22 protein-coding genes and 1 tRNA gene are annotated in these 20,543 nt (G+C 51.2%); 4 read left to right on the plus strand and 19 right to left on the minus strand.

Annotated elements, in window-relative coordinates; all coding sequences use genetic code 11:
• The 9 genes from H6853_00005 to umuD form a co-directional block, all read right to left on the minus strand.
• A partial coding sequence (locus tag H6853_00005) for a hypothetical protein (protein USO03712.1) occupies positions 1-436 on the minus strand: 436 nt, incomplete at its 3' end.
• A gap of 348 nt (positions 437-784) precedes the next feature.
• Positions 785-1,228: a hypothetical protein gene (locus tag H6853_00010; GenBank protein USO03713.1), complete on the minus strand. Its 444-nt coding sequence runs from the start codon at positions 1,226-1,228 to the stop codon at positions 785-787.
• Positions 1,225-1,431 (minus strand): hypothetical protein, encoded by a 207-nt coding sequence (locus tag H6853_00015; protein USO04658.1) that lies wholly within the window; start codon positions 1,429-1,431, stop codon positions 1,225-1,227. The genes H6853_00010 and H6853_00015 overlap by 4 nt, the downstream gene beginning before the upstream one ends.
• Positions 1,432-1,454: 23 nt before the next feature.
• A complete protein-coding gene (locus H6853_00020) occupies positions 1,455-2,054 on the minus strand; it encodes a hypothetical protein (GenBank protein ID USO03714.1) in 600 nt (199 codons plus the stop codon).
• A 184-nt stretch (positions 2,055-2,238) separates the two neighbouring features.
• On the minus strand, positions 2,239-4,437 hold the full coding sequence (locus H6853_00025) for an AAA family ATPase (protein USO03715.1): 2,199 nt from the start codon (positions 4,435-4,437) through the stop codon (positions 2,239-2,241).
• A gap of 68 nt (positions 4,438-4,505) precedes the next feature.
• Complete coding sequence (locus H6853_00030; protein USO03716.1) at positions 4,506-5,243, minus strand: hypothetical protein; 738 nt, start codon at positions 5,241-5,243, stop codon at positions 4,506-4,508.
• A 32-nt stretch (positions 5,244-5,275) separates the two neighbouring features.
• Positions 5,276-6,079, minus strand: coding sequence for a hypothetical protein (locus H6853_00035; protein USO03717.1), 804 nt, complete (start codon positions 6,077-6,079; stop codon positions 5,276-5,278).
• 8 nt (positions 6,080-6,087) lie between these two features.
• Positions 6,088-6,276, minus strand: coding sequence for a hypothetical protein (locus H6853_00040; GenBank protein USO03718.1), 189 nt, complete (start codon positions 6,274-6,276; stop codon positions 6,088-6,090).
• Between the two features lie 101 nt (positions 6,277-6,377).
• On the minus strand, positions 6,378-6,911 hold the full coding sequence (umuD, locus tag H6853_00045; protein USO03719.1) for a translesion error-prone DNA polymerase V autoproteolytic subunit: 534 nt from the start codon (positions 6,909-6,911) through the stop codon (positions 6,378-6,380).
• A gap of 133 nt (positions 6,912-7,044) precedes the next feature.
• On the opposite strand from umuD, the gene H6853_00050 reads away from it, so the two are divergent.
• The 3 genes from H6853_00050 (at position 7,045) to H6853_00060 (ending at position 10,235) form a co-directional block, all read left to right on the plus strand.
• Positions 7,045-7,806, plus strand: a complete 762-nt coding sequence (locus H6853_00050) for a hypothetical protein (protein USO03720.1) — start codon at positions 7,045-7,047, stop codon at positions 7,804-7,806.
• A gap of 267 nt (positions 7,807-8,073) precedes the next feature.
• Positions 8,074-8,496 carry a DUF2924 domain-containing protein gene (locus H6853_00055; GenBank protein USO04548.1) on the plus strand — a complete coding sequence of 141 codons (423 nt, stop codon included), beginning with the start codon at positions 8,074-8,076 and terminating at the stop codon, positions 8,494-8,496.
• Positions 8,496-10,235 carry a recombinase family protein gene (locus H6853_00060; GenBank protein ID USO03721.1) on the plus strand — a complete coding sequence of 580 codons (1,740 nt, stop codon included), beginning with the start codon at positions 8,496-8,498 and terminating at the stop codon, positions 10,233-10,235. Before H6853_00055 ends, H6853_00060 begins: the two co-directional genes overlap by 1 nt.
• Before the next feature lie 313 nt (positions 10,236-10,548).
• On the opposite strand, the gene H6853_00065 is transcribed toward H6853_00060, so the two are convergent.
• From H6853_00065 to H6853_00095, 7 genes are all read right to left on the minus strand, one after another.
• Positions 10,549-10,625 (minus strand) — tRNA-Met (locus tag H6853_00065).
• Between the two features lie 166 nt (positions 10,626-10,791).
• Positions 10,792-11,592 carry a redoxin domain-containing protein gene (locus tag H6853_00070; protein USO03722.1) on the minus strand — a complete coding sequence of 267 codons (801 nt, stop codon included), beginning with the start codon at positions 11,590-11,592 and terminating at the stop codon, positions 10,792-10,794.
• Between the two features lie 145 nt (positions 11,593-11,737).
• On the minus strand, positions 11,738-13,528 hold the full coding sequence (locus H6853_00075) for a succinate dehydrogenase flavoprotein subunit (GenBank protein USO03723.1): 1,791 nt from the start codon (positions 13,526-13,528) through the stop codon (positions 11,738-11,740).
• 9 nt (positions 13,529-13,537) lie between these two features.
• Complete coding sequence (gene sdhD, locus H6853_00080) at positions 13,538-13,918, minus strand: succinate dehydrogenase, hydrophobic membrane anchor protein (GenBank protein USO03724.1); 381 nt, start codon at positions 13,916-13,918, stop codon at positions 13,538-13,540.
• 12 nt (positions 13,919-13,930) lie between these two features.
• Complete coding sequence (gene sdhC / locus H6853_00085; protein USO03725.1) at positions 13,931-14,323, minus strand: succinate dehydrogenase, cytochrome b556 subunit; 393 nt, start codon at positions 14,321-14,323, stop codon at positions 13,931-13,933.
• 99 nt (positions 14,324-14,422) lie between these two features.
• On the minus strand, positions 14,423-14,932 hold the full coding sequence (gene msrB, locus H6853_00090; protein USO03726.1) for a peptide-methionine (R)-S-oxide reductase MsrB: 510 nt from the start codon (positions 14,930-14,932) through the stop codon (positions 14,423-14,425).
• 31 nt (positions 14,933-14,963) lie between these two features.
• Positions 14,964-15,986: an aspartate-semialdehyde dehydrogenase gene (locus tag H6853_00095; protein USO03727.1), complete on the minus strand. Its 1,023-nt coding sequence runs from the start codon at positions 15,984-15,986 to the stop codon at positions 14,964-14,966.
• A gap of 78 nt (positions 15,987-16,064) precedes the next feature.
• On the opposite strand from H6853_00095, the gene H6853_00100 reads away from it, so the two are divergent.
• A complete protein-coding gene (locus H6853_00100; protein USO03728.1) occupies positions 16,065-18,338 on the plus strand; it encodes a response regulator in 2,274 nt (757 codons plus the stop codon).
• A gap of 3 nt (positions 18,339-18,341) precedes the next feature.
• On the opposite strand, the gene H6853_00105 is transcribed toward H6853_00100, so the two are convergent.
• From H6853_00105 to H6853_00115, 3 genes are all read right to left on the minus strand, one after another.
• On the minus strand, positions 18,342-19,082 hold the full coding sequence (locus tag H6853_00105) for a hypothetical protein (protein USO03729.1): 741 nt from the start codon (positions 19,080-19,082) through the stop codon (positions 18,342-18,344).
• Between the two features lie 95 nt (positions 19,083-19,177).
• Positions 19,178-19,858 carry a hypothetical protein gene (locus H6853_00110; protein ID USO03730.1) on the minus strand — a complete coding sequence of 227 codons (681 nt, stop codon included), beginning with the start codon at positions 19,856-19,858 and terminating at the stop codon, positions 19,178-19,180.
• Positions 19,859-19,963: 105 nt separating this feature from the next.
• Entirely contained in the window at positions 19,964-20,500 is a 537-nt protein-coding gene (locus H6853_00115) for a hypothetical protein (GenBank protein ID USO03731.1), read from the minus strand.
• Positions 20,501-20,543: the final 43 nt, after the last annotated feature.

Below are 20,543 nucleotides of genomic sequence, written 5' to 3' on the forward strand. Positions count from 1 at the left end.
TTGCGGCCAGCTCTGCATCAAGACGATCAGGGATCGTCAGCAGGTTGTCGCGTAGAGGGCGAAAGTGTTTGAATATCTGTGTTTCGGCTTCGTCACGGTCGATATATTTTCCGGCCTCAACCTTGGCCTTAATCTCCAGCAATCTCGCTTTTTCGGTTTCGCTTTTGATCCGTGTTTTCAAAAGCAGCGTGGGCAATTCTGATACAGGTAACCTGCCGGACATTTGCGTAGGCGTTGCGGGCGGCGCTGTATCTTGTGCGAGCGTTTGCGTGCTCCGGCGTAATGGCCGGGCAGGTTCACGCCGGGCTTCGAGGATTATATCAGCCTCATCACGGTCAATCTTACCGCGCTTCAGGCGTAAAACTTTATCCCTGACAAGCTCATGCACATACTGCCTGCTGAATCCTTTATATTCAGCGTAGGCTTTCTGGCTCATCAGTTCGGTCATAATGTCAAGTAAGTGACGATTTGGTGTTCTAGCTTTACGCCGAATAACAACGCACAATCAAAAGGTTAGATGGAAAGTGTCAAGTAGGTATGTCAAGGAAGTTGAAACCCCAGACGCTAAAAAACTCCCGCGCGTTCCCCGCCCCTATAGGTTTCGGCTCCACAGGACCCGCGAGATTTTGTAAGTCAAGTTGATTGGGGGCGGTCGCAGCAGCAAATCGCGCATTTCTGTCCAGCATAGAAAAAACATACCCCAAAAATCGAAAAAGTGTTTCAGGGAATGTGTGTTAACGGTGTTGCAACACTGTTTCAAATGGTTCGTAAGCATGACTGGCTCTCAAAAACGCTTGAGTTTATTTTGGTAGTCACCATCCGGATCATTGTTGTTCAAGATTGCTGCCAGACGATTTGTCCCCACGTTGAGGTGTCGCCAGAGCGTGGTCTTGCTGCTGTTGAAATCATGCTCCAATACTTTCCATGGAATGTTATTGGCGCGCGCCCAGATCACCCGCTGCTCGATGACATTGAGCCATCGCAGCCAGCGCATGACTTCTTCCATGAAATCCACCTGCTTGGGAAGAGCGTAGTTGCGCCGCTGCCTTGCGTGCAGCATGTCGTAATATCGCTCCCAGTCATCCTTGAGCGTGTCCGGCCACATGGAATGATAACCGGGGACGCGCACATCAGGAATGCATCTGTGGATCTCTGCGGCTTCTTCCATAAACGCCATCACAATCTTTTCTGTCCAGTATGGTTCTGGTGGTGGGCCGATCATTTTCATTGGGACTCCTTCCGCTCGCCGTAGAGCTTCTCTGCGATTTGTTTGACGAATTCTTTCTCTGGCCATGTCAGGCGATTGTCAGATGGGGCTACGTTCAAAACGCCTTGCTTCCGCCAGGCGGCTCTGCGCATCAGCTCCATCTCATCTTCGTTTTTGGGGCTGGCACCTGCTGCTCTTCCCAGTGGGCATTGGTAGTGGCTCATGGCCTTTCTCCTTTCTTTTCGGGTTAAAACGGGATGTCATCGCCCTTCGACCAGTCGAATGGCTTGTCCTGTTGCTCTGATGGAATTTCTTTTTTCGTGATGGCGGTTACTTCTGCGCCGGGAAAAAGCTGTTTGATTTTGGCCACGCTCTCGTCCATGCCATCGATCAGCTGGGCAATCTCGGTGATCGTCCATGTTTCCAAATCAGGTCTGGCAATGGCGTGCGCTTCGGCGGAGGTTTTGACAATCGCCACAACACGGCCTGATACCGGAAGCCGTACTTCCCAAATATCCGCCGATAATACTGGTTGCCCGGCTTGTGTCGCTGCCTGATCCAAAGCCTGCCAGGCGCGTTTCATACCGCCCACCTGAATATCGATGAGAGTGAGATCACCGGATTGCAGCGCTTCATCCAGCAGATCTTTTTGTCGATAAAAGGCTCCCCGCATCTGATCGGAGACAAGCAGCGGCAAGCGATCAACGCCCCATTTGATTTCCATCTCTCTGGCCAGATAATCCAGCCCTTCGGTGAGGGAGCGTTTTTTGTAATGATCCGGCGCCATCGCTTGCTGGGCAGCACGAAGGGCATCGGGGTTGATGTATGGCTTGCGGTATTTGCTCATGCCGCACCTCCGGCAAGATCCGTCAGAGACCAGATCGTATTCGGACGCCGCGCAGCGCAAGCGCGGCTTCCGAAATAGATCCTTAAGGATCTAGGGAACAGCTTCCGCAAATGCCTATTTAATAAAATCAATGTGTTAAGGGGTATGCTTCCGCAGCTTCCGTAAACACTTCCGCATAATGAAATCAATGGTTTGTGTACCATGCTTCCGCTCCTTCCGTTTTTTGTTCTGGGAGTTTGATCAGGCGATAGCCTTTGAGTTTTGAACTTGAATTGATGACTTCCGTGGCGATGATGCCCTCATCAACCCACTTGCCCTGAAGGGTCTGAGCGACTGATTTGCTGAGGCCGAAATGCTTTTTGAGAAATTTGACGATATAACGTGGCCCGGTATTTGGTGCCTGTGATACAGGCTCTCCGGCATTCCAGTGGTTTTCGATTCCTTTCAGGATCTCGATCTCTGTTTCGAAATCTGGATACCCAATCTCATCCGGATCCAGATTGCTGAGGTTCAAATCCTGAACAAGAAGGCCACTTTCTGCGCGAACGTATGTGTGAATAGCCTGTATTACATCATCATTGGTTTTGACAATGGCGCCTTGAATGATGGCGTTTTCTTCAAAATCCCGGCCTAAAAACTGGCAGCAGATCCGGGCGTAATCCTTGTCCGCCTGCCACAGGGCATAAGCACCGCGTGCGCCGTCCACCAGAGCCGTTGATCCACGTATCGCTTCCCGCGCTCCGGCAACACTGGTGATGTTGTGCATGCCATCTTTGCGCATATGATGGGTGACGATAATCGTTGCCCCGGTCTCCGCGCAGATTTCCGCCAACGCCGACCACATAAACTGTGCTGCCGCCGGATCCGATGTGACATCTGCCATGATGAAGGCTTGAAGCGGATCAATCACCACCAGCTTTAAATCCGGCAATTCCAGCAGTTGGGCTTTGAAGTCATGAAAAAATTCTGTTTTCTGCGGAACACCATTTTCCACATCAATCAGGGGACGCGGCCCGCCAACGCTCGGCATAGGAACAACAATCAGCCGGTCACCTGCCAGCACGCGTTTATCGGCTTCATCAATTTTATTGAAACGGCGGTGAATGGTTTCGTAACTATCTTCTGCAGCCAGGATAACCGCTGTGCCGTGTTCCTTCAGTTGCCCGCCAAACACACGGTACGGAAATGACATTGAGGTGGTGGGCAGCGAAACATGCAGCGCCAGATCCAAAGCCATATAGCTTTTTCCGACACCGCCCATTGCTGCCAGCAGGATCGGCACACCAAGAGGAATTTGATTTTCAACTAGCCAGCGCTGCTCTGGTGCTTCTCCTGCATATTTATGACCATTCCAATCTTTCAAGACCAGGGATGGTATTGGCGAGAGTTTTGGCTGCTCTAAAAGAACTGACGGGTTTTGAATGTTCCATTTGTCCCGCGCGCCTTGCAGCATTTTCGTTACTTCGCTGCGCGTTTGCTCGCGGGTGTAGCCAGATAAAGTCAGACTTTCAGAAGCCAGCAGGATTTCCTGATCTGACATGCCCGCATTCACCCAGTGAGCAGTGAGCCTGACCATATTTTTGTGCCATTCCCGTCCGGCGCGGATATTGGCGATACAGCCATCGACCGACAATCCATTCAGATCGGGCAGATTTAATGTACTGTGATGTGTCACAGGTGTTTGTGTGTTTTCGGGAAGTGTCGCGGAAGTCTGCGGAAGTTGTGGAAGAACATGTGTGACAATGTTTAGAAGTGCTTCCGCCGGAACATCAGGCCGCCCTAAAAACTGGACTTCCGTTACTTCCGCTACGCGCCCTGGCTTGACCGGCCACGCAATGGAACCGCCCAATCGCATGACGCGGGAAGGATTAACAACTGTCTCATCGCCGCTCATGGCAACGGCGAGATGCTTATTGATAAACCTGGCTTTATCCGGATCAGTTTCCGGTTCATCCAGCCGCCACCATAACTGAGCGCGGAAATGGGGATGTTGCCCTGTGATCACGACCAATGTCGGGCCGACTGCACCATAAATCTCGCGCGCTTTGGATGCTACGCCTGGCTCATCCAGATCAACGTAAGCTGAGGTTAAAGAAAAAAAGGCATCATCACTGGTGCGCTTATGATCAGGCAACCCCTTTTTGCGTAAGGCCGCGCCGATATAAACATTGCTGCCCTCAGCATTGCGCGCGGCGGCAAAATCAGGAATCTCTCCAAAATCTGTAATATCAAAAAGCCGGGCTTTCGAGAGCGCGTGATTATTCTGGGGATCCGTCCATGCCAACTCAATCATCCCATCCGCATGAGTTTCGCCAAAAAGATGCGTCAGCTGCAACAGCATCGCTTCTTTGTTCGGCTCCAGATGTGATTGATCGGCAGTCATTAAAATTCAGCTTTCAAGAAAAGAGCGGTTGCCCGGCGTAGTGCCGGACAACCAAGTTGCAGGGAGGTTTAGAAGACGGGTTTGTTGAGGCTGCCACTGTCCGGCTGAGGTGAGGCCGATTGAAAGGAGTTATCCGTTTGCGGCGGCTGGACAGACGTGGCGGCCTGAGAAGGTGGTGGAGCTGGCTGTGCAGCTTTAAACCCTGTGTTCGCTTGCGGCGCGGCCTGCGCGAACCCGGACTGGCTGGCAAATTGCTGCTGGCCTTGATTATTACCGTCATCGCCAAGCGGTTCATCAAAGGCCGCCGGACGATCAATCCATCCCGTAATCTGGAAGCTTGGGATGTTCGTACGGCCACCTTTGCGGCCAATTTGCGTAGGCGTTGCGCCGACATATTGAACAAGCGGCACTTTGCCTGGATTTTGATCCTTGGCTTGTTCATACAGGGCATACAGCCCCTTAATGCCTTCAACAGCGCCAACACCCGTCGTGGCAAATTCGCGCAGCTGGAGCGGTGCATATTCCTGTGGCAAGAGGATCAACACATGGAAACCCTTTTTCCATTCACGGCCATCATTTGGTTTGGGTGCCTGGTGTTCCAATGACGGATCCCAGACCCATTCAGGAGCCTGGTCTTCTTGGAAACATCCCCATCCGGTTTTGATTTTTCCAAAATCAAACAGGCATTGCGGAAGCTGTATGGTTTTCATGCCTTCATCAGTTGAGAGCATCCAGCTGGCGGTTCCGGCCATATAGCGGACATGTGGTACGGCATTGGCAGAGCGTTCGAGGTTATGGAGTGGCATTGGTCATTTTCCTTTCTTGATTGATGCGTTGTTTAAAAACCCCAAAGCTCTCTGGCGGCACCTGCCGTCAAAGAGTCCCAGCGGAAGTTTGAATAATCGGGGATGGTGAGCTGGCTGAGTTCCTGCCAGTCGCTGGAAAGGGATAAAAATCGCTGCAGACAATGTGCAATGCCTGTGGCGGTATGAATGGCGTAAGCAGCAGCCTCCGGCGTTAATTCCAGAACGTCCGCTTTTGCTTTTGTGACATAGGCAAATCGCTGCGCCCGGTTGCCGGATGCCTTCCAATACACCGCGCCTTGTAGCTGATGATCGAAAGACATATCGGTTGGCATGCGTGCCGTGGTTTTGAGGTCGATATCAAGGCCATGCTGATCGAAGGAAAAATCCTTAAAACCGATCAGCGGTACAGGGATTCCATCGAGAAAAACTTCAATGCGATGTTGTTTTCCGGTTTCCGGCTTTGTGGGGATACCATAAGGGCGGAGCGTGCGAAGCGCATTCCTCACCATGCCGTCCCAGGCTTGCTTTCGTCCTTCTGCCGGACGACCTGTGATTTCCTGTAGCTTGTTTTCCCGGTCTTCCTGATCAAAGCCGAGCGCCGTCTTTTTCAGATATTCATCTTTGGCGAATTGAATGATCGCCTCTTCATCCATGTCCGGATGATCAAGGCCGCGGGCAACAGCTTCTTCCACCGCAATGCCTGCCAGCATATTGACGCTTTGCTGTCCTTTAACTTTTCCCAGATAACGAATGATCCAGAGCGGCAAATTATCGCGGGCGAGATTAAGGCTCGATGCGGAAAGATGCTCAATGCCGTGTTTTTGAAATGGGTTCATGGCAAGCCTCACTTCTTCCGGCTTGCTTTTTGGCGTTTGACACCATTCAGCCAGGACTTGAGCTTGCGGGCTTTTTGATAAGCGTCTTCTGCGCTGGCGATCAGATCATCCAATTCCTGATCCGAAAGTGCCAACAGGTCACCAACAGGTGTTTTATATATGTCGTCTAATTCGAGGGGGCGTTTATCGTTTGTCATTTCGCTGATCTCCTTGCGTATGTAATGGAGATCAGCTTGAGTTATTCAGGGTGGTGAGCGCGTGGTGACGGCTTGGTGCTCAGCTTATGACGGGGTTGTGATTAACCCACCAATCGATGAATGATATTCGTCACCACACCCCAGATATGCAGGCGGCTGTTACCGTTCAGCTTAATAGGCTCGTATTTATCATTCTCCGGTTTTAAGAAAATTTCATTATCTTTAATGTGCAGACGCTTGACGGTGAGATTGTCATCGACACCAGCGATTACGATATGGCCATGCTGGGCTTCAATGGAACGATCAACAATCAAAATATCGCCGGAACGAATATTGGCACCGACCATGGAATCACCCTCGGCCATGACCATGAAGGTTTGTTCCATGTCTTTGATGAAAAATTCATTCAGATCAATGTAATCCTCAACATGGTCTTCCAGAAATGAGGGGGAGCCAGCCGGAACGCCAGCCATGTACAATGGTATGCGTTGACGTTTTACTTTTTTAACGCGGATAAAATCCTTAACATCTTTCACAAGACTCGCTGGAACCCGCAGTGCTTTTGTTGGCTCACCGTATTTTCCAGAGCCTGACTTGCGGCCAGCGCCCTCTCTTTTTCCACCATGACTGCTCATAAATTTTCCTTGAGGTTGTATTCAGATTGACTCAATTTATTTGATTGTGGTACAAAAATCAAGTTGGTTGTGTTGGCGGGATTCGACTTACCGATACCAAGGAAACATTGCAGGAAGGAAAGGAGCTGGAGCTATGGCGAGCTTACCAGAAAGGGTTTTTTATTCTCTAAGCGATCTTCAGACAGCCTGGCAGATCAGCTCCTCGGATATCAGGCAATGGCTCATGCATGGACAGATCCGGGCGAATGTTTGGCTTCCCCTGATGAGCGTTTATGAAATCAGGGAAGAAACAGATGGCGCGCGCATTATCCTGACGAAAGAATTACGACATTGGGAAGGCTACACACCGCTCCACCCGCACCATTGCAGGACGCTATTCAAATCGGGCAAAGTTTACTTGCGCGATTTTTTATGCCCGGAGAGTAATTCCAGATTGATGCTTCCCGACACAGCAGACAGCATGCGTTTTTCTATTGATGACCTAGTGATCCTGAATGATGATCGGAAACATTTTGAGAAGCAGTATCACATCAGCGAAACATCCGTTTGTAATGTCAAAATAATAGGCCGCGTTGGCAAAACGCAGCCTATTATCAAGAGCACAGATTATGATCCAACATTTAAAAAGGTGGTGTTCAACGGCCAGAAACATAATTTTGGCGCTATTCAAGCTGACATCATTCGCCAGCTTTACGAAGCCGCGCTGGATGGAAAACCATGGCAGAATGGTAAGCAGCTTCTTGCCAAAGCCGGATCGCAAAGCTTCACACTATCCAATATTTTCAAACGCAATCCGCTCTGGCGGCATTTGATTATATCTGACGGGCGCGGCAGTTATCGGCTGGATGAAGGCTTTGTGTCTTCTATCGCTGATCACCAGCCCATCACCACCTAAGCACTAACTGGGCACCACGCGCTCACTAGTGCTGTTGCTTCAAAATTATTGGCATCAAAACTTTAACATAATGATGCTAAATAATGAACCAAACCCAGCCCCATACAATGACAACCGAGGAACGGCTCGATGAAATTGCCAGCATTCTGGCAAAAGCAGTCGTCCGTGTGCAAAAACGTGCAGAAATAAGCGCATTCGGAGAGAGTTCTACTGGACTTCACCGCCAAGCGAAGCGTCCATGTCATGACCAAAAGTAAAGGAGAGAGCATGACAAACACGGCTTTGAAACAACTCAGTGAAATACAAAATATGGATATGGCGGCTCTAAAAGAAACATGGACTCAATATTTTGATACCGAGCCACCGAAATTCAACCGTGCCAATCTTGAGCGGAAAATAGCCTACCGAATTCAAGAGCTGGCCTTTGGCGGCCTCTCACCGGAGACAAAAGAAAACATCCGAAGAATGAAGCAGGACATCAACGCAGGCACGATGAAACGTAACCGTGATTTACCGCCGCCGGGAACGGTGATCGTCCGCGAATATCAGGGAACAGAACACCGCGTCACAGTACTGAATGACGGCCTCGAATATCAGGGCATGAAATACACCAACCTCTCAGTAATTGCCCGCGTGATTACAGGCACGCGCTGGTCTGGCCCGGTATTTTTTGGATTGAAGAGACAGTAATGGCAGAAAAGATTAAAAAACGCTGCGCAATTTACACGCGCAAATCGACCGAAGAAGGACTGGATCAAGATTTCAATTCTCTCGATGCCCAGCGCGAAGCGGCAGAACATCACATCCGCGCCCAAGCACATGAGGGATGGGTTTTATTACCCTCACGTTACGATGACGGTGGTTTTTCCGGCGGATCGATGGAACGTCCAGCCGTCAAGCGACTGATACAGGATATCGAGGACGGTTTGATTGACGTGGTGGTTGTTTACAAGATTGATCGCCTGTCCAGATCAATGACTGATTTTATGAAGATCATGGAACTTTTTGAAAAACAAAAAGTCTCTTTCGTGTCCGTCACCCAGCATTTCAACACCGACACATCTATGGGGCGGCTGACGCTCAACATCCTGCAATCCTTCGCCCAGTTTGAGCGAGAAATGACCGCCGAGCGGATCCGCGATAAATTCGCAGCCTCAAAACGCAAGGGCATGTGGATGGGCGGTGTGCCGCCGCTCGGCTATGATGTCAACAATCGTAAACTGGAAATCAATCCCGATGAAGCCGAGATCGTACAGTTTATATTCAAACGCTTTCTTGAAATGGGATCAGCCACGCAACTGGTCGGGGAGTTAAAAGAAAAAGGCTACCAATCAAAAAGCTGGGTTGCCAGATCCGGACGCTTCCATCCCGGAAAACCCATCACGAAAAGCTCAATTTACAAAATTTTGGACAATCCTGTTTATATCGGAAAGATCAGTCATAAAGGCACTATTTACGAAGGCGAGCATGTTGGTTTTATTGATCCCGCCGATTTTGACAAGGCCAAAGAAATCAGAGAAAACAGAGTGCCAAATTCATCGCCGTTACGCTGCACACAGGCTCAGTATCTTTTGCGCGGACTGGTTTTTGATGCCGAAGGTTACACCTTCACATGCGCCGCTGTGAAAAAGGCGGGCAAGCGCTATAAATATTACGTCAGCACACAGGCCGTAAAAAAGAGTTACGATGATTGTCCGATAAAAACATTATCGGCGCCATTGCTGGAGGGCGTGATCATCGAGCAGATGCGCCGTATCCTTACGCGGCCTGAATGGTCAAAAAGCGTCATTGGAAAAGTTAAAGAGCTTTTGAATGATAACAGTCCCGATGACACAAAAATTGTCCAGACCTTGCAGAATTTTGATCTTCTCTGGGATGAGCTTTTTCCCTTGGAGCAACAACGACTTGCGAAACTGATCATCCAAAAAGTGGTGGTCTATCCCGAAAAAGTGATTATCGCACTGCGCCCGCTGGGGATGGCCGGGCTGCTTCATGAAATGATGCCCGATGCCAAAATGAAAAAGGGACAGCCCACCGAAAACACACCGCTGGAAATCACCATCCCGATTAAATTCAAACTTCACGGAGGCAGGAAATATATCACCACGCCTGACGGACGTGATTTGTCAGTTGCTCGCAGACCAAAATACGAAAATAATATGATCAGAGCGGTTGGGCGCGGGCATCAATATCTTGAAATGCTGGAAGCGGATCCTGATTTAACCATCATGAAGCTGGCCGAGCGAGAAAAACTCGATCACGGCTATATTGCCAAGACAGTACGCATGACCCAGTTGGCACCCGATATCATTGAAGCCATCTTGAATGGCCGCCAGCCTTACAGCCTCAGCCTCACCGATTTCATGAAACCCTTCCCGAATGGCTGGGAAGATCAACGCCAGCATTTCGGATTTTCTGTAAACGCCTGATTGCCTATATATTTCACTCTACATCTCTGCGCGACAATGGTTTTGTTCAAACGCACCCTAGTTTACGCTGCGACCTGAAAACAGTTAATTTTACAGCATTATCAACTCATTGAAAAACAATGGTAAAAAGCTGAAGGGCGTTTTTGTAATCGCCTCTACAGCTTCAGAGAAAAATCGGTATTTAGAGAGAAAATGGGGGTATAAATGGCTTTTTGAGGGGGCGCATGCCCTTTAGCTTTGGGCGCAAAAGCCCAAAAACTCTGCCCTTTTGCAAGGGATTACAAGGCTCAGAGAGAGTTTGGATTTAGAAGATTGGTTGCGGGAGTAGGATTTGAACCTACGACCTTCAGGTTATGAGCCTGACGAGCTACCGGGCTGCTCCATCCCGCGCCACCGGGCCTAAAGAAGTTTTCTTCTATCAGGCCGTAAAAGAGGCATGACATATAGCGCCGGACGACGCAAAAAGCAACCCTTTAAACCATACCGGCCCACATGGGAAAGCTGAAACCCCCAAAATCCGGCACATGCCCTTGCTGCCTGTTATACCCCCCTTTTATTAAAAAGCGTCCGGGGGAGAAACCGGCTGTACCGGCGGCTCAAGCCCGGCAGGATCCGGTTCAAGTTCAACGACAGGCGCCTCGGGAACAGCCTCTGAGGGCACATTAGGATCCGGCAAGGCCGGCGGAGGCGGAGCTACCGTTTCTTCCGGCGGAGCTACAGGATCGACGATTTTTTCCGGAATGGAAATAGTCTCCTCCCCAGGTACAATCGGATCTTCGTCCATCGATTCCGGCGGCACTTCGGGCGGGTTCAGCTTTTCGATTTCAGCCAGAATCTCTCCCGCTGACGGGCGCTGCGTATAATCTTCTTTAAAGATTTTGGCCTGTACTTTCTTGTTTTTGGCAACAATGTAAACACCGGGATGCGGGATACCGTAAGAAAAAGTTCCTTTGGCGCTGTTTTCATTCAAAATGCCAAAATCACGGATAATTTTAGACGCCGGATCCGACAGCATCGTAATGCCGGCACCGTGTTGTGATGCAAATTTATTCAGCTTTTCAGGCAAATCATAACTGACCGTAACAACCGGATAGCCGGCTTGCGAAAACTTTTTGGCGTTTTTATTCAGGTCAATGAGCTGTTTTTGACAATGCGGGCACCAATCGGCAGACCGGATAAAAACAAGCGTTATGCCTTTCGCGCCTTTAATATCCTCAAAGCTGCGCATTTTTTCATTCTGGTCTTTTGCGCTTAGATCACCTGGAATGGCATCCCCCACATTGACGGAGCCTTGCGCCAAAGACAGGGAAGGAAAAGCAAAAACCAGAAAAAACGCGAAAAAAACAAGACGGGCCATCGAAAAGACTCCTTCTGAAAAAAGAAAACGAACCCCCTTTATATAAAGCTTTTTGGCCGGAGGTCCAACAGGGAAAACATGAAAGGCATCCGCTGCCTTCCTGTTTTACAAATCCACCGGATCCGTGCGTGCGGGCTTTCCCGTCTCAGTACACCCTTGGTTTGGGCGGGATGGGATCGATTTCGTCCGTCAAAGGCTGCAGGATAACGGGGCGGTAATCTATGGTGGATTTTCCCTCTTTATCCACCCAAACGGCCGTGTGTTTCATCCATTTTTCGTCATCGCGGTCAGGAAAATCTTCCCGGGCGTGCGCCCCGCGCGATTCCTCCCGGTTCACGGCGCTGTTCATCGCCGCCACGGACTGATACAAAAGATTGTCCAGCTCCAGCGTTTCCACGAGATCCGTGTTGAAAATCATGGAACGGTCCTTGATCCCCAGATCGGAACGCAGCCTGAAACATTCATCGATCTTGCTCACGCCTTCGGCCAGAACATCCCCCGTCCGGAAGACAGGCGCGTGGTGCTGCATTGTGCGCTGCATTTTATCGCGCAAATGCGCCGTAGAGGTACCGCCCTTCGCATGCCGGTATCCGTCAAGGCGATCCAGCGCCTTCGTGCCGTCGTCCCCGCGCATCGGCTTATGCGGCATCCCCGGCGTTACCGTTTCGCCGGCCCGAATAGCGGCGGCGCGGCCAAAAACGACAAGGTCCAGCAAGGAGTTGGAGCCCAGGCGGTTCGCCCCGTGCACGGATACGCAGGCCGCTTCCCCGATCGCCATTAACCCCGGCACCACATGGTTCGGGTCCCCTTTGAGGGGCGTCACGACTTCGGTGCGGAAATTGGTCGGAATGCCGCCCATATTGTAATGGGCGGTCGGTATAACGGGAATAGGTTCCTTCGTGACATCCACGCCGGCAAAAACGCGCGCGCTTTCGGCAATCCCCGGCAAACGCGAGTGAATGATATCAGGGTCCAGATGCTCCAGATGCAGATGGATATGGTCCTTATGTTCGCCGACCCCGCGCCCTTCCCGAATTTCAATCGTCATGGACCGGCTTACCACATCCCGGCTGGCCAGATCCTTGGCGGAGGGCGCATAGCGCTCCATAAAGCGCTCCCCTTCGGCATTGGTCAGATACCCGCCCTCGCCGCGCACGCCTTCTGTAATCAAACAGCCTGCGCCGTAAATCCCCGTCGGGTGGAACTGGATAAACTCCATGTCCTGCAAAGGCAGTCCTGCCCGCAGCACCATGCCGTTTCCGTCCCCTGTGCAGGTATGCGCGGACGTGCAGGAGAAATAAGTCCGGCCGTATCCGCCGGTCGCCAAAATCGTTTGATGCGCCCGGAAACGGTGAATGGTCCCGTCATCCAGATTCCACGCCATCACCCCCAGACATTCGCCTTCATCGCTCATAATCAAATCCAGCGCGAAATATTCGATAAAGAATTCGGCGCGGTGTTTCAGCGCCTGCTGATAAAGCGTATGCAAAATGGCATGTCCCGTCCTGTCTGCTGCCGCGCAGGTGCGCTGCGCCGTGCCTTTGCCGTAATGGGTTGTCATGCCGCCAAAAGCGCGCTGGTAGATTTTTCCTTCCGCCGTGCGGGAAAAGGGCACGCCGTAATGCTCCAGCTCGATCACGGACGGCACGGCCTCCCGGCACATATATTCAATCGCGTCCTGATCGCCCAGCCAGTCGGAGCCCTTGACCGTGTCATACATATGAAACCGCCAGTCATCCTCTCCCATATTGCCCAAAGAGGCTGAAATGCCGCCCTGCGCCGCCACTGTATGGGAACGGGTGGGAAAAACTTTGGAAATCAGCGCTGTGCGCAGCCCTTTTTCCGCGCAGCCAAACCCGGCGCGCAAGCCGGCACCGCCGGCGCCGATAACAACAACATCATATTCGTGATCGATAATTTCATAGGATTGAGACATAGGTCGTCCTTAAGCTCCAGCTGTAAAAGCGATTTTTAAAATCGAGAAAATGCAGGCCACACCGAGCGCGAAAAAGAACAGGCGCTGACCGATCAGTTTGAACATCTTAAAGCCTTTGTGATGAATATAGTCCTCGATGATTTCCTGAGAGCCTAAAACAGCGTGATAGAAAACCGAAATCACCAGCAAAATGAGTAAAACGGCATTCAGCGGAGATGAAACCCATGCCAGAAACACCAGATAAGGCGCCCCTTTCAGCCCCGCCATCGAAACGACAAGCCATAGAACCAGCGGGATATTCGCCAGCGCCGTAATACGGATGAACATCCAGTCATGAACCCCCTCGCCGCTTGCGCCGAGCCCCTTCGCCTGTGCCATTTTTGATTTCATCTTTCTACACTCCTATGAAAGGACGCAGGGGCAAAACCATGTCGCCCCCGTTAAAACAAGCGTGGCCAGCAGCACAAGCCAGTTGGTCACAGCCGCCCCTTTTTTGTTCAGAAAAAACCCGATATCCCACAGCAAATGCCGGATGCCGTTGCATAAATGGTAATAAAGAACGACAGACCAGCCAAAAAGGACAAACTGCCCCGGCGCGGTCAGCGTCAAATCCATTACCATATTATAGTAATCTTCGCTAAACGCCGCGGCAATAAACCACGCGGCGATCAGAACGGATCCCACGACCAGCAAAGCCCCGCTGATTCGGTGCAGAATCGACAATCGGGCCGTCATAGGCAGGTTATAAACCTGCAGATGGGGGGACAAAGGGCGTGAGCGCGGCTGATCTGACATGGGGCAAAATCCGGTTTTTTTGTTCGGACTCAATCATAAGCGGCGCACCCCAAATTTCAAACGGAAAATGGGTTTCTTCCCCTTAAAGCTTCCGTCGGCCTAGTCCGGGACGAAAATGAGGGAAAGCCCGTTGATGCAATAGCGCCTTCCCGTGGGCGGAGGGCCGTCGTCAAAAACATGCCCCAAATGGGACCCGCACGTTGCGCAATGAATCTCGGTGCGCGGCAAAACCAGTGAAAAGTCCGTCGAACTGCCGATCGCGTCCTTCGAAACAGGCTGATAAAAAGACGGCCAGCCGGATTTGCTGATGAATTTATGATGACTAAGGAAAAGAGGAGCGCCGCAGCCCGCGCAATGATAGGTCCCAGCACGCTTTTCCTTATGCAAGGGAGAGGAACAGGTCCGCTCCGTTCCCTCTTCGCGCATCACTTCATATTGCTCCGGCGTCAGGCGCGCCCGCCACTCTTCATCGGAAAGCTCAAAAGGAAATTTTTCTTTTTTCTTTTTAATCACGTTGCCTGTAATAAAATCCTCCGCGCCGGCCGCCCGCCCCAGAAGAAGCGCACCGCCGCACAAAACCAGCCCTGTTAAAAAATTGCGTCTGTTCATGAAGGTCTATTCGGTTTCCAGACCAAAAAAGTTACGCCGCTTTTTTCATATAATCCTTAACCAGTATTTCAGCGATCTGGATGGAATTCAGCGCCGCGCCTTTGCGCATATTGTCGGCCACGCACCAGAAATTCAGGCCGTTTGCGATGCTGTCATCCCGGCGCACACGGGACACAAAGACATCGTCTTCCCCTGCGATTTCGGCCGGCGTTACAAATTCCATTTCGCTGTCCAGATCAATACAGGTGACGCCATCAAACCCCTTCCAGGCCTTCATGGCGTCTTTCGGCGTGATCGGGTTTTCAAATTCCACATTGACCATTTCCGCATGGCCGATAAAAACGGGCACCCGGACGCAATTCGCGCAGACCTGAATGTCCGGATCGAGAATTTTGTTCGTTTCCACAACCATTTTCCATTCCTCTTTTGTCATCCCGTCATCCATGAAGACGTCAATCTGCGGAATCACGTTAAAAGATATCTGCTTTGGAAAGGTTTCATGTTCAACCTTGTCGTTCATGTAGAAATGGCGCGTCTGGTTGAAAAGCTCATCCATCGCCTCTTTTCCCGCGCCGGAAACGGACTGGTATGTCGACACCACCACCCGTTTGATTTTGGCCAGGTCGTGAAGGGGTTTCAGCGCCACAACCATCTGGATGGTGGAGCAATTCGGGTTGGCGATAATGCCCCGTTTTGTATGCAGCGCCACATCCTGCGGGTTCACCTCCGGCACAACCAAAGGCACATCCGGCTCCATGCGGAAATGGCTGGTATTGTCGATCACGACGGCGCCGGCCTTCGCCGCTTTGGGCGAATATTCCGCCGATACCTTTCCCCCGGGAGAGGACAGCACAATATCGACCCCCTTGAAGTCGAACGCCGCCAGATCCTGAACCTTTAAATCATCCTCCCCGAAAGAAACCTCTCTTCCGGCGCTCTTGCTTGAGGCCAGCGCAATCACGTCGCTCACCGGAAAGTTTCTCTCATGCAGAATAGAAAGCATTTCATGCCCCACATTGCCTGTAGCCCCGACAACCGCAACTTTATAACTCATTATTTTTCCTCATCCTTTTTGTTCTTCTTTGTGATATGCTAAATCCCGTATTGAAGACAACCCTTTTTTAGACCTCTCATGACCGCACATCCTCCTTACGACGACATTCCCATTGGGGTTTGTATTCTCAAACGCAGCCGCAAAGATTTAATCGCCCTTTATATGAATCCGGCCATGGCGCGCTCCCTTAAAGGAAAGCAGCCGTCCGATTATGTCGGAAAAGATATTGAAAAAATATGGGACGGCGATGAGATGGCGCAACTCGCCAAAAAACTCAAAAGCCCCACGCCGCCCAAAGACGCCACGCTGCCTTTTGAGGATAAAAATGGAAACAGGCGATGGGCGCTCCTGTCCATTAAGGAAATCCACTGGGAAAACCAGGATTGTTTTATCTTATGGGCGACCGATATTTCCAGCAGCAAGAAAGCCGAAAAACGTTTTCAGCAGGCTGCGGAAAAGTCCGATGCCCTCGCGGCGCAAAAATCCAACTTTCTGGCCACCATCAGCCATGAAATCCGCACGCCGATGCAATCCGTCTATGGCCTGCTGGAACTGATCGAACAGAACGATCCGCCGCCTGAAATATTGACAATGGCACAAACGGCGAAAAATTCAGCCAGCGGCCTGCTGGAAATTCTGGACGATGTTCTGGATTTCGCCAAAATGGATGCCGAGCAGCTTGAACTCGATCTTTTCGAGGTCCCCGTCCGGACGCTGGCCCGCGGCATTCTGGAGGCCATGGAAGTCAAGGTGCAGGGAAAAAATATAGAGCTTGCGGATGACATCGCTCAGGACGTTCCGTTCGTGATTGTGGGCGACCCCAAACGGCTGCGCCAGATCATTATCAATCTGATGGGCAACGCGCTGAAATTCACATCTGAAGGCTCCGTCACCATCAGAATTACAAAAGGCACAAAAGCCGTTTCGCCGCCTGAAAACGGGCTGGGCTTACGTTTTGAAATTATCGATACCGGCATCGGCATGAGCCCGGAAATTGCCGCCAAACTTTTTACCCCTTTCACGCAGGCCGACAGCTCTACCTCCCGAAAATATGGCGGCACGGGATTGGGCCTGTCCATCAGCAAAAAACTGGTGGAACTCATGGGCGGCAAAATCGGCGTTGAAAGCGTTGAAGGGAAAGGCTCCACTTTCTGGTTCGAAATCCCCACAGAAGAAGTCGATACCGAAGCCAATATTCTCGACATGCCGGATCTGGAAGGAATTTCCGTTCTGTCCGTTGAGGACCATCCTATGGGCGCGAAAGAAATCGCAAAATCTCTGCGTTCCATGGGGGCAAATGTCGAGAGCTGCCCGACCATTGAAGAAGCCCTTGCCCTTGTCAAAAGGCGCCCTTTCGATGTGGGCGTGATAGACCAGGGCCTTCCCGACGGGCTGGGTCTCGACCTGATCCGGAAAATCATGGAAATAAGGCCCTTCATGGGGCTTGTCATGTATACCGTCAGGGACGATGCCGGCCTGCAGCACACATTGCAATCCCTTGGCATTCCCTACCTTGCCAAGCCGGCCAGCCGCATCGGTCTGGGAGAGGCCGTTCTGGACGCAGCGGAAAAGCTGTCCAAGATGAGCATTGAAGGTCCGACAAAACTCATCATTGCGGAAGATACGGCAAGCGTCCGCGACGTCCTGAAACGTCAGCTTGACATGCTGGGTGTGGAAGCTTTCTTTGTTGAAAACGGTCTGAAAGCGCTCGAAGCCGTCCGCAGCGGCGGATATGGCATTTTATTTACAGATCTTCACATGCCGGAACTGGACGGTTACGGCCTTGTCAAAGAAATCAGGGAAGATGACAAAAAGCTGGACCGGCATTTTCCTGTCGTCGCCCTGACCGCAGATGTCCAGATGGCGCAGCGCCAGACCTATATGAGCCACGGCTTTGATGAATGCCTGCTCAAACCCGTTTCTCTGGGGCATTTCAAAAGACTTCTTATCCGGTGGGGACTGCTGAAAGAAGAGCCGCAGCCCGAACCGAACTCCGCAGGTTCGAAGGAGCAGGAAAACGGAAACGCCCTCTCGGCCATAGACAAAGACGCCATGGTTGCCCAGATGGGCGCCTTTGATGAAAATGCGATCGAAATGCTTGGCCTTTTTGTGGAAATGACACAGCCGCTCATCGAACAGATACAAAAAGCACAGGAAGACAAGGACCATCACGCTCTTATGGAAGCCGCCCATAGCCTGAAAGGCGCTGCCCGTTCCGCCTGCGCCAATATTCTGGGAGATATTGCCGCCAGGCTGCAAGACCATGCGGAAAAGCAAATCGAATCCGGCGACCTGGTTCAGGACATCGGGAAAGAATTCCAAAGGGTAGAAGAAGAAGTCAAAAGCTTCTAACGCCTACGGACAGGCCGCCTCGTCTCCGTCCGTATCCCCGTTATAGGCGCCGGATGCCGAAGGATGCGTAATCATCCATACACGAAAACAGGTGCTTCCCGCCGGGCATTTGGGATCACCGCCGCCCGCCGTGCTGGTAAGTTCCACCTGTCCGCCGGATGCGTCAATAACATCCGCTTCGCACTCTGAAAACTGGTCGTCCAGTTTCTGCATGGCCGATTGCAAAAAGGCGTCTGTTTTGTCCGTTTGCGTGAAAAAGAAAACGCCGTTTATGCCGTTATAATAGACAAATTCTTCAAACAAGCTCGGCGGCGGCGCCAAAAACTTTCCGGACGCGCCGGAATATATGTCCGCATGGTCATTACTGTCCCCCGGATTTCCGGGACACATGATATTGCGAACCTGATCGTTCGCTGCTGCGCCGCTTTTGGGCGCCGGTGTGAAATAGGAGCTTGAAGGGTTGATTGGGTAAGGCGTATTTGTCGTTCCCGCAGGCAGGGACGTATCTCCCGCAGGATAGGTCAAAACGCACTCCTGCACGGAAGAACGGATAAATCCTATCTGGGTATTCAGTTCGGAAACGGTTTCAAACGTATTCTGGGAACTGGTCTGCTGGCTCGAAGGCTCCATAAACGTAACCGTCAGGGCCGCGAGCAAGGCAATCGCAATCAGGATGTAAACGAGGGCACTTCCCCTTTGTCTCCCTTTTTGCTCCGATGCGTGTTTTTTCTTGTTCTCTCTCATAACAAAAATGCCCCTTCGATAAAAAAAGCCCGGTCCTGTTTCCATTATAACAGACCGGGCTTTTAATTTAAGTGAAGAAATTATTCAAAAAAGCCTTATCTCTCCAAAAGGACAGCGTAAAAGACATTCTGACCGACGACAGATTCATAGAAACATCCCGTAGCCTGTCCGCTAAAGGCCGTCCCTGAATCACACTGCAAGTCAGGAGAGTCCACCCCTGTTCCAGGGAACGGCGTCACCGTCGGTTCCACAAGCGTATCGCTTATCAGGGCATCCGTTACAGCGGCATCCGCCTGAGGAATAGCCCCGTTCATCACACAGGTGCCTGCAGTAATCCCGAATTCACTGTTGATTTTCTCGCACACGGCACCTGTGACACCGGGCAGGAACGCGACGATATCGCTTCCGTCTGCGCCGTCCCGGCCAATTTCAGGAACATCAAAGTTGGCATTGAAATACCAAGTCCCGACGCCGGGATTGACCATCATATCCTCCGGGGCGTCCTGATATGTCGCGCCGCCGCCATCCGGGTGGAACACGAGAGTCTCCGTAGAAGCGCCGCCGAAACTTGCCGGCGCGTCAAAATACATGCTCCGTACGCTGACCCCGTTAAGCACCATACGGATAATCGCCGTCCGCAAAGCTGTCGGATACTGGGTCATGGCCGCGCTGCTCAACGTCGCTTTTTCCTTCTCCGTTGACCCGCCGCCTGAGCGCGTCGACTTTGTGACCGCGTAAGACAGGGCCGCAAAAAGAGCCACCGCGATAAGGATCAAAAAGAGAACGTTCCCACTCTCTGATTGTCTGTTTGTTTGTTTATTCATATTTTTCTCCACTTTTGATAAAAGAAGTCTAACCATCTTTTCCCGAAAAACGAACGATCAGTCCGGTTTTTCCACAGAAACTTTATTAATTTTCAAAGAGGCACCCAGTTTATGCTGCCTGTCGCATTCCCTCCCAACACATAATTTATCAACACTCACCCGCCAGCCGGATCCTCCGTTTTGGACATGCCCGACAGCTTCCCGAAACTCCGCAAACTGGGCCGTATTCGTGGCCGTAATCAATATGACGGACCCGTTAGCCCGAATATCCAGCCCCTTGTACACATCCTTTATCTCTGCAACGAATTTTTGAACTTCCTCTTTGGAAATCGGCACGTCTTTAATTTTGGGAACATGGGGTTTTAGCGCTTCCATTTCCTTAAGTTTTTCGCGCATTTCCGTCATCTGTGATGTCTCGATGGCCGTAAACAGCCCCAAAGCCCCGGCCATCGCCCAGGCGATCCCTGCCGCGATCAAAACGGTCTGCCCCGCATTTTGAGGCAATTTTTCAAGAAAGAGGTTCAGATCCCCTGTCGATTTGGGATCCGTTATCTTCCGTAAAGCCGCATTAAAATCAAATGACTTAAAATCCAAAACAGAATCCTGCCTAAATAAACCGCAATATCTAAAATTATAA

It is taken from the genome of Rhodospirillales bacterium, assembly GCA_023898765.1.
GTDB lineage: Bacteria > Pseudomonadota > Alphaproteobacteria > Micavibrionales > Micavibrionaceae.

Coding starts and splice junctions, on each gene's coding strand:
- sdhD (USO03724.1), bottom strand. CDS start 13,918: ATGAAATCAAAAATGGCACAGGCGAAGGGGCTCGGCGCAAGCGGCGAG.
- H6853_00060 (USO03721.1), top strand. CDS start 8,496: ATGGCAGAAAAGATTAAAAAACGCTGCGCAATTTACACGCGCAAATCG.
- H6853_00025 (USO03715.1), bottom strand. CDS start 4,437: ATGACTGCCGATCAATCACATCTGGAGCCGAACAAAGAAGCGATGCTG.
- H6853_00050 (USO03720.1), top strand. CDS start 7,045: ATGGCGAGCTTACCAGAAAGGGTTTTTTATTCTCTAAGCGATCTTCAG.
- H6853_00075 (USO03723.1), bottom strand. CDS start 13,528: ATGTCTCAATCCTATGAAATTATCGATCACGAATATGATGTTGTTGTT.
- msrB (USO03726.1), bottom strand. CDS start 14,932: ATGAACAGACGCAATTTTTTAACAGGGCTGGTTTTGTGCGGCGGTGCG.
- H6853_00015 (USO04658.1), bottom strand. CDS start 1,431: ATGAGCCACTACCAATGCCCACTGGGAAGAGCAGCAGGTGCCAGCCCC.
- H6853_00035 (USO03717.1), bottom strand. CDS start 6,079: ATGAACCCATTTCAAAAACACGGCATTGAGCATCTTTCCGCATCGAGC.
- sdhC (USO03725.1), bottom strand. CDS start 14,323: ATGTCAGATCAGCCGCGCTCACGCCCTTTGTCCCCCCATCTGCAGGTT.
- H6853_00100 (USO03728.1), top strand. CDS start 16,065: ATGACCGCACATCCTCCTTACGACGACATTCCCATTGGGGTTTGTATT.
- H6853_00020 (USO03714.1), bottom strand. CDS start 2,054: ATGAGCAAATACCGCAAGCCATACATCAACCCCGATGCCCTTCGTGCT.
- H6853_00010 (USO03713.1), bottom strand. CDS start 1,228: ATGAAAATGATCGGCCCACCACCAGAACCATACTGGACAGAAAAGATT.
- H6853_00030 (USO03716.1), bottom strand. CDS start 5,243: ATGCCACTCCATAACCTCGAACGCTCTGCCAATGCCGTACCACATGTC.
- H6853_00055 (USO04548.1), top strand. CDS start 8,074: ATGACAAACACGGCTTTGAAACAACTCAGTGAAATACAAAATATGGAT.
- H6853_00040 (USO03718.1), bottom strand. CDS start 6,276: ATGACAAACGATAAACGCCCCCTCGAATTAGACGACATATATAAAACA.
- H6853_00070 (USO03722.1), bottom strand. CDS start 11,592: ATGGCCCGTCTTGTTTTTTTCGCGTTTTTTCTGGTTTTTGCTTTTCCT.
- umuD (USO03719.1), bottom strand. CDS start 6,911: ATGAGCAGTCATGGTGGAAAAAGAGAGGGCGCTGGCCGCAAGTCAGGC.
- H6853_00105 (USO03729.1), bottom strand. CDS start 19,082: ATGAGAGAGAACAAGAAAAAACACGCATCGGAGCAAAAAGGGAGACAA.
- H6853_00095 (USO03727.1), bottom strand. CDS start 15,986: ATGAGTTATAAAGTTGCGGTTGTCGGGGCTACAGGCAATGTGGGGCAT.